Source organism: Pseudomonadota bacterium, from assembly GCA_034189865.1.
Taxonomy (GTDB): domain Bacteria; phylum Pseudomonadota; class Gammaproteobacteria; order UBA5335; family UBA5335; genus JAXHTV01.
Window position 1 is genome coordinate 1 of sequence record JAXHTV010000019.1, and the last position, 12,786, is coordinate 12,786.

13 protein-coding genes are annotated in these 12,786 nt (G+C 56.7%); 4 read left to right on the forward strand and 9 right to left on the reverse strand.

Annotation, left to right across the window (positions count from 1 at the left end; genetic code table 11):
- The 6 genes from SVU69_09740 to pilM form a co-directional block, all read right to left on the reverse strand.
- Nucleotides 1-794: ATPase, T2SS/T4P/T4SS family (locus SVU69_09740; GenBank protein MDY6943279.1), on the reverse strand; the 794-nt coding region annotated here is incomplete at its 3' end.
- 121 nt (nt 795-915) lie between these two features.
- Nucleotides 916-2,619: a pilus (MSHA type) biogenesis protein MshL gene (gene mshL / locus SVU69_09745; GenBank protein MDY6943280.1), complete on the reverse strand. Its 1,704-nt coding sequence runs from the start codon at nt 2,617-2,619 to the stop codon at nt 916-918.
- Nucleotides 2,620-2,667: 48 nt separating this feature from the next.
- Nucleotides 2,668-3,081 carry a hypothetical protein gene (locus SVU69_09750; GenBank protein ID MDY6943281.1) on the reverse strand — a complete coding sequence of 138 codons (414 nt, stop codon included), beginning with the start codon at nt 3,079-3,081 and terminating at the stop codon, nt 2,668-2,670.
- Nucleotides 3,074-3,757 carry a hypothetical protein gene (locus SVU69_09755; GenBank protein ID MDY6943282.1) on the reverse strand — a complete coding sequence of 228 codons (684 nt, stop codon included), beginning with the start codon at nt 3,755-3,757 and terminating at the stop codon, nt 3,074-3,076. The genes SVU69_09750 and SVU69_09755 overlap by 8 nt, the downstream gene beginning before the upstream one ends.
- Nucleotides 3,758-3,763: 6 nt before the next feature.
- Nucleotides 3,764-4,369 (reverse strand): PilN domain-containing protein, encoded by a 606-nt coding sequence (locus tag SVU69_09760; GenBank protein MDY6943283.1) that lies wholly within the window; start codon nt 4,367-4,369, stop codon nt 3,764-3,766.
- Entirely contained in the window at nt 4,366-5,280 is a 915-nt protein-coding gene (pilM, locus tag SVU69_09765; protein ID MDY6943284.1) for a pilus assembly protein PilM, read from the reverse strand. The genes SVU69_09760 and pilM overlap by 4 nt, the downstream gene beginning before the upstream one ends.
- A gap of 424 nt (nt 5,281-5,704) precedes the next feature.
- On the opposite strand from pilM, the gene SVU69_09770 reads away from it, so the two are divergent.
- Both SVU69_09770 and SVU69_09775 read left to right on the forward strand, forming a co-directional pair.
- Nucleotides 5,705-6,439 carry a C39 family peptidase gene (locus tag SVU69_09770; GenBank protein MDY6943285.1) on the forward strand — a complete coding sequence of 245 codons (735 nt, stop codon included), beginning with the start codon at nt 5,705-5,707 and terminating at the stop codon, nt 6,437-6,439.
- Nucleotides 6,440-6,520: 81 nt separating this feature from the next.
- Nucleotides 6,521-7,645, forward strand: a complete 1,125-nt coding sequence (locus SVU69_09775) for a transporter (GenBank protein ID MDY6943286.1) — start codon at nt 6,521-6,523, stop codon at nt 7,643-7,645.
- Nucleotides 7,646-7,692: 47 nt separating this feature from the next.
- Here SVU69_09775 and SVU69_09780 read toward each other — a convergent pair whose 3' ends face one another.
- The 3 genes from SVU69_09780 to SVU69_09790 form a co-directional block, all read right to left on the reverse strand.
- Nucleotides 7,693-8,751 carry a PilT/PilU family type 4a pilus ATPase gene (locus SVU69_09780; protein ID MDY6943287.1) on the reverse strand — a complete coding sequence of 353 codons (1,059 nt, stop codon included), beginning with the start codon at nt 8,749-8,751 and terminating at the stop codon, nt 7,693-7,695.
- 66 nt (nt 8,752-8,817) lie between these two features.
- Nucleotides 8,818-9,963, reverse strand: a complete 1,146-nt coding sequence (locus SVU69_09785; GenBank protein MDY6943288.1) for a PilT/PilU family type 4a pilus ATPase — start codon at nt 9,961-9,963, stop codon at nt 8,818-8,820.
- Between the two features lie 32 nt (nt 9,964-9,995).
- Entirely contained in the window at nt 9,996-11,030 is a 1,035-nt protein-coding gene (locus SVU69_09790) for a type IV pilus twitching motility protein PilT (protein ID MDY6943289.1), read from the reverse strand.
- Between the two features lie 141 nt (nt 11,031-11,171).
- On the opposite strand from SVU69_09790, the gene SVU69_09795 reads away from it, so the two are divergent.
- Both SVU69_09795 and proC read left to right on the forward strand, forming a co-directional pair.
- Nucleotides 11,172-11,876, forward strand: a complete 705-nt coding sequence (locus SVU69_09795; protein MDY6943290.1) for a YggS family pyridoxal phosphate-dependent enzyme — start codon at nt 11,172-11,174, stop codon at nt 11,874-11,876.
- Between the two features lie 64 nt (nt 11,877-11,940).
- Entirely contained in the window at nt 11,941-12,783 is an 843-nt protein-coding gene (gene proC / locus SVU69_09800) for a pyrroline-5-carboxylate reductase (GenBank protein MDY6943291.1), read from the forward strand.
- Nucleotides 12,784-12,786: the final 3 nt, after the last annotated feature.

A 12,786-nucleotide genomic window follows, 5' to 3' on the forward strand; every position in this document is an offset into this window, starting at 1 on the left:
ACATGGTGGTCTTTGACGAGAACCTGGAAGCGTCCGTCTTGGGGAAGCCGCTTTTCGGAAATATCTAAACCCGACATAAGCTTCAAACGCGTGATCAACGCGCTAGCCACACGCTTTTCTTCGATGACTTGCTCTTGGAGCACGCCGTCGATGCGCTGGCGGATTCGCAGAACTTGCTCATCGGGCTCGATGTGAATGTCCGATGCGCGTATTTGCACAGCGTCCTCAAATACCGAATGCAATAGTTTCACCACCGGCAGATCAGCAACGCTTTCTTCTTTGAGCAGTTGCGCCAGGTCATGCTCGCTTTCTCTGAGCTCTTCCCCCAGCTCTTCCGCCAAGGTGACGATCTCGTCGGTCCGGCGGTAGACCGTATCCAAGGTTTGGAGCAAGTCCGTCTCACGGACCATCGCGATCTGTATGGTTTGTTTGAGGATCCGACACAGCTCGTCATAACCGAATATGTCGGTGGGATCGGCCATGCCGACAACGACTCCGGCCTGATCTTCTTTCAGTACGATAGCGCGATACCGGCGAGCATAGGTCTCCGGCAGCAAGCGAACGACGTCGGGGGCAAACTGATAGCGCTTGAGATCAACCAGCGGCACATTCAGTTGCTGTGAGAGGAATTCCAGAAGCTGGTTCTCACTGACCATCCCCTGCTCGACCAGCACGCGACCGAGTTTGCGCCCACTGGCTTTCTGCTCGGCCAGAGCCGCCTGCAGTTGACCTTCGGAGATGATTTTGTTCTTGACCAGCAGATCGCCGATCCGGATCTTGCTTCTGGGCTTCATGTTTGGATTTCTCGGAACCTCTTCGTCCGACTACCTACCACCTGGGTGCCTGCCACTCCGAGGGGCGTCAACCCCCAAACGGAACCCGCCCGGCAACCGAAAGCACATCCTGAATTCGGACTTACCACGCACCGGCAGCGGGCCAGGGAACCTCTGGGCTGAGCCGCTGCATACGCTGCTGAGTGCGAGATCGGTCGTCTTCCCAAACCAGATCACTGTCGGCCACCAGCGGGCGGATGAGAATCACCAGCTCGCTTTTGCGGGCAACCTGGCGCGTCTGGCTGAACAAATGACCCACCACCGGGATGTCCCGAATAAGGGGCGGTCCGAACTGTTCGTCTTTGGTGTTCTCTTGCATCAAGCCTCCGATGACCACCACCTGTCCGTGACGGGCCCGAATGACACTGTCGCTCTCCCGCACACTGCTCAGTGCCAGCGGCAACTCCTGCAACTCGCCGCCGAAAGTTAGGCGCTTGACTTGGTCCACCACCTCACTAACGGTGGGGTGCACATGCAAAATGACATCACCCGTCTCATTGATTTGGGGTGTCACATCCAAGGCGATACCCGAAAAGAATGGCGTCAGTTCGATATCCTGCTGGACCGTGGTGGCCGTTCCGGTGGTGGTATCGCTGCTCACACCGGTGACGAAGAACTCATCGGTGCCGACTTTGATGATCGCTTTTTGGTTGTTCAACGTGGAAACACGCGGACTGGACAACACCTGAACGTCCCCTTGGGTTTCCAGCAGCTCAATGACGGCGGCGAAATCGGTGGCGTTGATCGCCAAGGCGATCGCACCGCCGATTGCGGTACTTTCAAACCCCGTGATGGGATTGCCGGGCGTCAGATTCAACACGGATCCCGCAATATCCGAGGCGCCTTGATCGATGGCGCCCTGGCCACCGATCGCACCGCCGAAATACTGGCGACCGCCGGATTCCGCCAAGGCGGTCCAATTCACACCGGCCTGGAAACCCTCGTTGAGTATCAGCTCGAGGATTTTTACCTCCAGCACCACTTGACGCTCCAACTTGTTCTGCATGCTGGACAAAAATCGTTCGACCTGACGCAGCTCGGTGGGTGCTGCTTTCACGACCACCAAACCGGCATCGGGATTGAGCACCACACGACGACCTTCTTCCTCACCGACGATCATGGTCAGCGAGGTCGCCAAATCCCGCCAAAAGTCTGAGGCCGTTTCGGTATCGATACGGCTGCCCGCCATGGTTTGCACATTTGGATCGTTGGCGTTGTTGCTGGATCGCGCGGCGTTCTGGCCGTTGCCTTGTGTATTGTCAGTGACTTGTCCTGAACTGACGCGGGTGCGGGATCGCCCCTTGCGAATGAAGTTCAGATAATCAACCTGGTATACGCGGGTTTGCATACCGCTAGGCAACACCATGAAGTCGTCCGACCGACGGTGGTAGTCATAGCCGTAGACGTCCCGGACGATGTCGAGCACTTGCTCTACGGTGACGTTTTTCAGATCCAGCGATATGCTCCCCTTTACATCGGGGTGGACGATCATGTTGTAGGACGTACCGCGCACCAGGCTCATGAAAAAGCTCTGCGCCGGCGCCTGATTGACGTTGACATCGAACCGGGAAACGAGCCTTGTCGGCACCTCAACAGACGACTGTTGGAGTGGGGGCGGACGCAGCGGATAAGCGGACTCGGCGGCCTCGACAGACGCCACGGCCTGGCTCACGGGCGGCGGTTGCTGCGCGACGTCTTGCGATGGCTCCGGGCCCCGCGTACTCGCACAACCGACCAGTACCAGGACGGCAGCAGCGGCAAATGTGAATCTCGTCAAACAGTTCATAGTTGTCGTTTCTTCTTTTCCTGGATTGGGCGAGCACACCGACGAAACTTAAGGCGCCTGGGCGATCGGCGGACGAGTCCGAATGCCATCGCTCCCGTCTCGATTGAGCGTGAGCATCATGTCCCGCCCACCTTTCCTGATACGCACGAGGTTTGGTTCAATAGCCACCACCTGGGCGCCACTGACATGCTCGCCCTCAAGCGCCGATTGACCGTTAATAATCGCCACCCGGCGTTCGGCGCTGATTAAAATCGATTGCAGCACCCACGCAGGCGTAGGGGCAGTACGACCGGCGGTAGGCGGTTGAAACGGATCCTGAAGGTCCGTGGCGTAACCCGCGCCCGACCAACACCCCAAAACGAGAAGCATCGCGATGCAAAGACGGATTGCAACGGCAACCATTCTGCCGCGGGGCCGATAAACGGCTCTCACGCGGCGCACGGATAAGTCGCTGTCAAACACCGATCCAGCCCTCCTCAAGACCTAAGGTCTGCACCACGATTCGCACCGTCGCCTTGGGATAAGCGGTCACATCCAGGGAAATCTGCGACCATAGAAAACGCCAAGGCAATGCCTCCAGCGCACGCAGATATGCCAACGTGGCTAGATACCCGCCCTCTAGCTCTATCGCGACCCCATGCCGAAAAACCTGAGGCGTTTGTTGCCCTTCATCACCGGACTCGGCGGGCGGATCATTCTCGTCCGGCAACAACGGAACCGCTTTGAGACTTTCCAGGCGAATCAAGCGCAAACTTTGATGTTGTTCCAGCACGGCCTCCAAGGCCCGAGCCGCCTCGATGGGGGAAATCAGCCGTTCGGTGAACTGCGCCAACAGACGATCGAGTTCTTCTTTTTCGCCTTGCGCCGCCTGCAAGGAGCTGCGGGTGTCGGAGTCGGGATCACCGTGGCTGGCGACGAGGATGCGTTGAGCGCTCTGTTCAGCCTGTTCAATTTCTTCATAGAGCGCTTCGATTCGCGCCTGTTGATCGTTGACCGAAGCGCTTAAAGGTTGCATCAACAGCGCATCCCAACCGATCCAAAGCACCCCGAGCAGCGTCAACATAATGACGACCCGTTCCCGAACCGTACGGGCGTCAATCCAACTGATAACGATTTGCAGCTTCTCTTTGATCTTCATCTCAAATCAGCTTTCGGTTTCGAGGCGGGTTCGCATTTGAAAATTGACCCAGTTCGCGTCGTGTTCGGCACGTTCCAGTTGCACGTACCGGAAACCGGTGCCGCGAAACACGCTTTCATCGGCCAGTAACTGCAGAAAACGCGGCACCAGGACTTCTTGCTGGGTGGTACCGCGCAGGGTGATGTCTTTGCCGCCGTCGGAGATATCCACGCCGGTCAACCACAATCCGTCCACCCGCTGCCGGGCCAACCCGGCGAGATGCTCGGAAAACCCCTCGATGTTTCCGAGATCTTCCTGCCTGACCAAACTGACAACTTCACGTTTCTGCCGCAGCTCGCGCGACAATCGGGCCAAACGTGCCTCCAGGGCACGACTCTTTTCTTTCGGCGTTGCGCGCTGACCCAACGCCTCCAAGCGAATCAGCGCGGCATCTCGCTTGGACTCCAGCCGCGCCACTTCTCGTTCCAGATAATGGCTTTGACGCAAACTGAAGCCGTAGATCGCCATTAATCCGACGACGAACACCAAGGCAACCTGCGCCATGGTTCGAGCCGAAAAAACCGCGGACTTTTTCTGGAATATCGGCAGATAAAGATTGACTTGCTGCTTCATGCTTCCTCCTGCTCAAGACGAAGCGAGGCCCCTATGGGAAGCAAGGCACGAGCCTGATCATCCGCGCCCAGAGGCTCATCAATGCTCAGCAACCGATTCAAATCCAGAGGCTTGACGGGTATGCCGATCTGAGAGTCGACATACGCATCAATCGCTGGGACACGGGTGGGAAGCGGAGTGAGGTACAACGCTCTAACCGGCGGCTGACCAAACTGCCGCTCGTAGTAATCCAACGAACGCTGGACCTCCAAAACGAAATTGTCTAATTGAAATTCGAGGTCGGCTTGACCCTCCAACCCCACCAATTGACGATATCCCAGGCTGATCTGACGCGAGAGATATAGGGTGCCCTGCTGAGTCACCGTGATCACGCCGAAATCGGGTTCGAGGTGCAGCATCGCCACGCCACTGACGTCCTCTTCGAGCAGGCTGGCAATATTTCGCAGCGCCAACTCGGTTACATCGATCACTTTGAGGCGACATCCGGATTTTTCGGCCGCCGCAACGTATTCGGCAATCACAGCGGACCGACAAGCGACCACGAACAGCATTTGGTGTGGGTTCGCCGTTGCGCCTCGGGGGACTTGAAAAATATCGAGGACCGCATCATCGATATGAAAATCGATCAACTCCCGCACCCGCCAACGCATCGCGGCCCGCAATTCGTTGTTTCCCACCTCCGGCGCTTCCACCATCAGTAGCTGATACTCATCCGAGCCCAGGATCACGGAGCACGATGACCTTTCCAACCCGGATGCTTTCAGTAGCTCACGCAATGCGAGGGCAACGTCTCCGTCAGTGACCTCAGCGGAACGGAACGCGACTAACTCCGGACGGGCTCCCGCCCCCCTTTTGACCGCAGCGACCGTGACATCGTGATTCGAGAGCCGAATTCCTGTGAGGCTCCCCATCAATACGGCTTTTTTGGCTAATGCTGAAAACAGAACCGATCCTCCTCGCTTTGGCCACCGTCCCTGTGTTTAGGGAGGCGTCAAAGACCCGTCGCTTGACAAAAATTTGACCGAAACAAAGCGTGTTTTTATCCGTCCATTCACCGCAGAAAGATCCAAAATCAGTTGTTTACCTCAGATCTATCGTGACCCACCGGTTTAGCGACTCGGCACGACCAACCTTGCAAGCAAATTCCACGCCAGGTGTAGAAAAGTGTAAATTCTCCACTCAGCAGCCTTTATGACCGAAACGTTTTGCCCCAGCGCCTTGTCACGAAGAAACGCGAGGCCATAGAATGGCCCCTCATCAAAATGGGATGTCTCCCCTCGGTGAGGCACGCGATCAAGGTCAGCCAATCAATCGCACAACGCGGAGGACCGGACTATGGCTGCATTCCTCGTCGGGGTGGCACTTAGTATTTTCCTGGTGGCGTTTTCATCGCCCGTTCCTGAACCGGACGAAAGCCTCAATCTGACCATTGCCAGTCCAGAAGGAATTTCCCGGGAACATGTAACCGTCACACCGTACGAGGCATTGAAACGGAAAAATCTGGTCAGCCAGCGTTACGATTTCAGCTGCGGATCCGCAGCCTTTACCACGATTCTTAATTACTATCTCGGCGAAGAACTTCAGGAAACCGATGTCATGAACGGTATGCTGCAGTACGGAGAGGCCGAAAAGATTATTGAGCGACGCGGCTTTTCCCTGTTCGATATGAAACGCTTCGCGGCCCACCTCGGATACCGCAGCGCCGGGTTCCGCGCAGAATACTCAGACTTGGAAGGGCTCGAGCATCCCGCCATCGTCCCGATTCGATATGGCGGCTTCGATCACTTTGTCGTTCTTCGCTCCATCGTCGCCGGTCACGTCGCGATCGCGGACCCCCAATTCGGCAACTTCACCATGACGGAAACCCAGTTTCAGGCCGTTTGGGACCCACAAGTTCTGTTCATCATTTATCCCCGTTACGGCGATGACCGAGATCACGGCTTAGCCCTGAGTGATCGGGATTTGCAGTTTATTGCCGATGAGGAGGTTCGCTGGACGGCACTGCGTGATTCGCCGGAATTCTGGTCGGCAAGCGGGGCTGCCGCCGAACGAACCGCCGGCCTCCGATAACGGCCTCGGGTCAAACGGTAACGACATCGCAATGGAACCGCGACTTCAATGCACCCCACTGAACTCCATGGGAGAGACTTCATGACGGACCGCAAATCAGAATTCAATCATATGTCCGACCGCCGACGAAGGAGCGCTCGGCATGCGGCCGTTTGCCTAATCGTTTCGCTCGCCGCCGGGGGCACCGCCTGGGCAGAGGAAACACCCGCCCCCATGGCGGAGGAAGATCAGGACAAGGCGCGTGAGGTCTTACGCCAAAAGGAGACAGACCCCGATACGGCGGAATATCTGCAGGAAATTCTCAGTTCCGCCAATACCGGATTCAGCCTTGTAAAGAAAGGACAGTGGGACGCAGTTTGGGATCTGGACTACACCTTCTTCGGCGACGCCCAGACGCAGACCGTGTTCATCATCCGGCCAGATGACAGCCTGGACTTAAGGCTCGCAGACATCGAGCGCGACGCCGAACACACCTTAACCAATCGGTTCACCTTGGACTACGGTGTCCTGGACAACGTGAGCCTCGGTATCCGGGTGCCGATCGTATTCAAATATGACGATATCAACGACGTCAACGATTTCGGCTTTGGTGATCTGTCCCTGCGCGCCCGCTGGCAACCCTGGCGAGCGGACTCTGGCGAGGCACGCTGGACGCTCTCCGCTCAAGGCACGGCGCCCACAGGGGAAAGCCCCTACGAACTCGAACTCGGCGAAGAGCTTTCCACTGGAAGCGGATACTACGCCCTCGGCTTGGGTGTCAATGTTTCCAAGGTTGTGGATCCGGTGGTCGCCTTCGGCGCGTTTAGCGTGAACTATCCGTTCGACATCACCGACCTGGATCAAGAGCGGTTCACCATCGACGGCACACCGCTAACGCTCGAGGAAGTTCGCCCGGGACCTCAAGTCAATATGGGATTGGGTATGGCGTTCGCCCTGTCTTACGACGTTTCGCTAACGTTCCAATACCAGCTCGGCTACCAAACGGAGACCGAGTTTGAATTCAGCAACGGCGATGTCTCTGAAAGTATCGACGAAACCATCGGGGTATTCTCGATCATCACCGGCTGGCGGGTCAGCCCTGACCGACTCGTGAACGTCAGCGTCAGCTTTGGTCAAACGGATGCATCGCCCGACGTGATTCTCGGGATCAGCATGCCCACCACCGTCGACAGCCTGGCTGACCTGTTTAGATCGAACGACAGCTAACCCACCACATCACGCCCCGGTCAACTCGCGGGCCGGGGCACTTCACTTCAGGACGTGAAGTGGATTTTCGCTTCGAGGTTGGGCCGGGAATCGGCGTGAGCCAAGGCTTCTTCCATATCGATTAGCTCATCCTGATACATGCGGTAGAGCACCGTGTCCATGTCTTGCATCCCGCGCGCTTTGCTCTCTTCCATAGCGGGCTTGATTTTATCGAAATGTCCTTTGGCGATGAGATCGGCGATATAAGGCGTATTGAGCATCACTTCAACCGCCGGCAGGCGCTTGCCGTCGCGCCCCACCACCAAACGCTGCGATACAATGCCCTTCAGGTACAAAGACAAGTCCATCAACAACTGTTTGTGCTGTTCAGGCGTGAACAAACTGGCAATCCGATCCAAGGCTTGAGGCGCGTTGTTGGCGTGCAGCGTCGCCAACACCAGATGCCCGGTCCCCGCCAGCTCCATGGTCGCCGTCATGGTTTCACGATCACGAATCTCACCGATCATGATGACGTCGGGTGAAGCACGAAGGGCACTGTGAAGCGCTGCCGTATAGGACTGGGCGTCCACCCACAGCTCTCGCTGGTTCACAATCGCCAATTGGCTTTCCAGGTGAAATTCGATCGGATCTTCGATCGTGAGAATATGGCCCGGCACATGTTCATTGCGATGCTGCAACATCGCCGCCAGCGTGGTCGATTTACCACAACCGGTTGAACCGACCATCAACACCAAACCGCGCCTGTGAATCGCCAAATCCTGCAGCACCGTCGGCAAACCCAAATCCCGAATACGCGGAACAGCCGGCTGCACGTAGCGCACGACCAGCGCGTCTTGGTCGCGCTGGCGAAAAACAGTGACGCGAAACCGACCCACCTCCTCCACCCGGGCTGAGAAATCGACTTGCCAACGGCGCTCGTAGACGCGGCGTTCTCGATCGTTCATCAATTCCTGGGCGATCTTATATACGGTCTCAGGGTTCATGGTCTTTTTCCCAACCGGACGGGGTGCCCCTTCGACCCGAAGCTGAGGGATAGAACCGGCGCTAAGATACAAATCTGAAGCCTTTTGCTCCACCATCAACTGCAAATAGGGTTTGATGATCAATTAGTTGCCTCCAGACAGTCCGCCAGTTTGGCTATCAAAGAACGTCTCTGCTCGTTCCCCACGGATTTAGTAGTCGCCATCGTTCATCATGCTCAGCCGCCCGTCGCCCACCTCTGGACGTTCGTTTTTCCGGCTCTCCAACTTAATTCGCAGGCGCAGTTCGTTCTTCGAATCGGCGTTTCGAAGCGCTTCTTCGTAACTGATTTGATCCTCCTCGAACAAGTCGAAAAGGGCCTGGTCGAAGGTACACATACCCTGCTCGGTCGACTTACCCATGACTTCTTTGAGTTCGTGAACCGCCCCTTTGAAAATCATGTCCTTGACCAGGGGCGTTCCGAGCAGAACCTCAAACGCAGCCACCCGTCCGACGCCACTCATGTGAGGTATCAGACGCTGAGAAATAATCGCTTGAGCATTCAACGAAAGATCCATCAAGACCTGCTCGCGCTTATCTTCGGGGAACAGGTTGATGATACGGTCCAGGGCTTGGTTGGCGTTGTTGGCGTGGAGCGTGCTAAGGCAAAGATGACCGGTTTCGGCAAACTGAATCGCGTATTCCATGGTTTCGCGGTCGCGAATCTCGCCAATCTGGATGACATCCGGCGCCTGCCGAAGCGTGTTTTTTAGTGCAACACCCCAACCTTCCGTATCAACTCCGATCTCGCGCTGAGTCACAATACAGTTCATATGCGGATGGACATACTCAACTGGGTCCTCGATGGTGATGATGTGCCCCTGTGAATTTTGATTTCGGTGTCCGATCATCGCGGCAAGCGTGGTCGATTTTCCCGATCCGGTTGAACCCACCATGATCACCAAACCACGCTTGGACATGGCCACCTCCCGCAACGTCTCGGGAAGGCCCAATTCTTCAAAGGTCGGAATTTCGGTTTTAATGGTTCGCAAAACCAGACCGACACGCCCTTGTTGCACAAACGCGTTGACGCGAAAACGGCCGATGCCGCGCGGATTGATCGCAAAGTTACACTCGTTGCTGGCTTCAAACTCCCGGGCTTGGCGATCGTTCATAATCGCTCGTGCCAAGGTGGCTGTATGATCGGAAAGAAACGGCTTCTCCGCGACGGGACTGACGATACCGTCGACTTTGACGGCTGGGGGAAAACCGGATGTCACAAACAGGTCGGAACCGCCACGCTTTACCATCGCGCGGAGCAGGTCCTGCATGATCTTCACCGCCTGGTCTCGATCCATTATTAATCCTCTGCACCGCTGTAGTAACTTGCTTAGAAGCTGTCCTTATTGACCGCCCGGATGCGCGCTTCGTCCCGCGCGATGATGTTCTTGCGAACCAGTTCCTGAAGTTTCTGGTCGAGGGTATGCATCCCGTATTGCTGTCCGGTCTGTATGGCCGAATACATCTGGGCGATTTTGTTTTCCCGGATCAGATTTCGAATGGCGGGCGTACCGATCATAATTTCGTGGGCCGCGATTCGACCACCACCTTTTTTCTTTAGCAAGGTTTGCGAGATCACCGACTGCAGGGACTCGGACAACATGGCGCGCACCATATCTTTTTCGGCGGCCGGGAAGACGTCCACGATTCGATCGATGGTCTTCGCAGCCGAACTGGTGTGCAACGTACCGAATACCAAGTGCCCCGTTTCCGCTGCGGTCAACGCCAATCGAATGGTTTCCAAGTCCCGCATTTCCCCGACGAGGATCACGTCCGGGTCCTCACGCAAAGCCGAACGCAAGGCTTCCGCGAAGCCGAGCGTATCGCGCTTAAGTTCCCGCTGGTTTATCAAGCATTTTTTGCTTTCGTGCACAAACTCGATGGGATCTTCGATAGTCAGAATATGCCCGGCGGTATTTTCGTTGACGTAGTCCACCATACCCGCCAATGTGGTCGATTTACCCGACCCCGTAGGCCCGGTAACCAACACAATGCCTCGCGGTTTCATGGCCAGGTCCTTGAACACAGCCGGACAATTGAGTTGTTCCAAGGTCAGGATTTTTTCCGGAATGGTCCGAAAAACAGCCGCGGCACCGCGGTTTTGATTGAAGGCGTTGACACGAAAACGCGCCAAGCCTGAAATCGCGAAGGAGAAATCCGTCTCAAAGAGCTCCTCGAACTCCTTACGCTGCTTGTCATTCATGATGTCGTAAATCAGATCGTGTGTTTCCTTCCCATCCAATTTCGGCAAGTTGATTCGGCGCATATCCCCATCGACGCGAATCATCGGCGGCAACCCCGCCGAGATGTGCAAGTCGGATGCACCGTTTTTCACGGAAAAAGCCAATAGCTGAGCAATATCCATCCCGTTACCTTAAAATTCGAGCCGGTCCGCTCTTATATAGCGTCCCAACGCCGTGGGAATTTAGAATCTCCAGAACGTTCCAGGAAGAAGCCGCTGACCGTGACAGACATCACTTGCCCGGAAGGACTATCCCCCGAGCGCATAAAACAGAACTTGGCCCGCCTTCGCACGCAAATCCGGCAAGCGGCACGTGACTGCGGCCGAGACCCGGAAGAAATCACACTGCTGGCCGTCAGCAAGGGGCAACCGGCCGGTGCCATCCAAGCGGCCACGGAGGCGGGCCAACGTCATTTCGGTGAAAGTTACGTTCAAGAGGCTATCGCGAAGATCACGGTATTGAATGATCCCGGACTGACCTGGCATTTCATCGGCCCCATACAGGCGAACAAATGCCGAGATATCGCCCGGCATTTCCATTGGGTTCACAGCCTGGACCGAATGAAAGTCGCACAGCGTTTGGCGCATTCCCTGCCCGAGGGTTATCCGCCACTGAACGTCTGCATTCAAGTGAACATCAGCGGGGAGAAGACCAAATCGGGCGTCGCGCCGGCTCGGACATTGGAGCTCGCCCAGGCCGTTCGCGAGCTGCCTTCCTTGCGTCTTCGTGGACTCATGGCAATCCCCGCACCCAGCGCCGACCCGGCCGATCAACGGCAAAGTTATCGAGCCATGCGTGATCTTTTTATCGAGCTATGCTCGCGTGGCTTCGTTTTGGATACGCTGTCCCTCGGCATGTCCAATGACTATGAAGTCGCCATTGAAAACGGCAGCAACTTGGTACGAATCGGCACCGCGATTTTCGGTCCACGCCTTCGCAACGGTGACAGCGCGGCAAAGCGCGATTAGGCTTAAGGGTAAACCTGACAGAGCGTGTCGGGTCTTTCAACATTTGGCGAGAGAACCGCAAAACGTGACGGAAAAACCATCAGACACATCCCGCATCGGGTTCATCGGTGGCGGCAACATGGCCAGCAGCTTGATCGGCGGCCTGATCGCGGAGGGGCACCCGAAAACCGCGCTGAAAGTCTCGGAGCCGAACGCGGCACAGCGCGAATCGCTGGGCCAGCGATTCGGTATCACCACACTGACCGAGAATGCAGATTTGGCCGCAAACTCGGATATGGTCGTCCTCGCTGTTAAACCGCAAGTTTTGCGGCCGGTCTGCGAACAATTGGCCCGAGCCGTGCAGAAACGCCGCCCGTTGATTCTTAGCATCGCGGCCGGTATCCGTGCCGCTGATATCGACGAGTGGCTGGGAGGAGGTCTGCCGGTCATTCGTGCGATGCCCAATACACCCGCGCTGCTTCGAGCCGGCGCGACCGGGCTTTTTGCCAACCCGTCGGTCTCTGCCAGCGAGCGAAACCTGGCCGAAGCCGTAATGTCCTCGGTGGGGGATGTCCTATGGCTTCCTGACGAAACTCAAATGGACTTGGTCACCGGGCTATCCGGAAGTGGTCCGGCCTACTTCTTCTTGATTCTGGAAGCACTGGAACAAGTGGCGGTCGACGCCGGCCTATCACCGGACATCGCCCGTCGGCTCGCCGGCCAAACGGCACTCGGTGCCGCACAGATGGTTCTGGAGAGCGGGGAAGACCCCGCTATTCTGCGCCAAAACGTAACCTCGCCCGGTGGAACAACGGAACACGGGCTCAGAGTGCTCCACCGCGAGGGGGTTCAACGCGCGATGCGTGAAGCCGTGCTGGCGGCAACCGATCGAGCCCGGAAACTGGCGGAACTCTTTGCAAAGGACTGAATA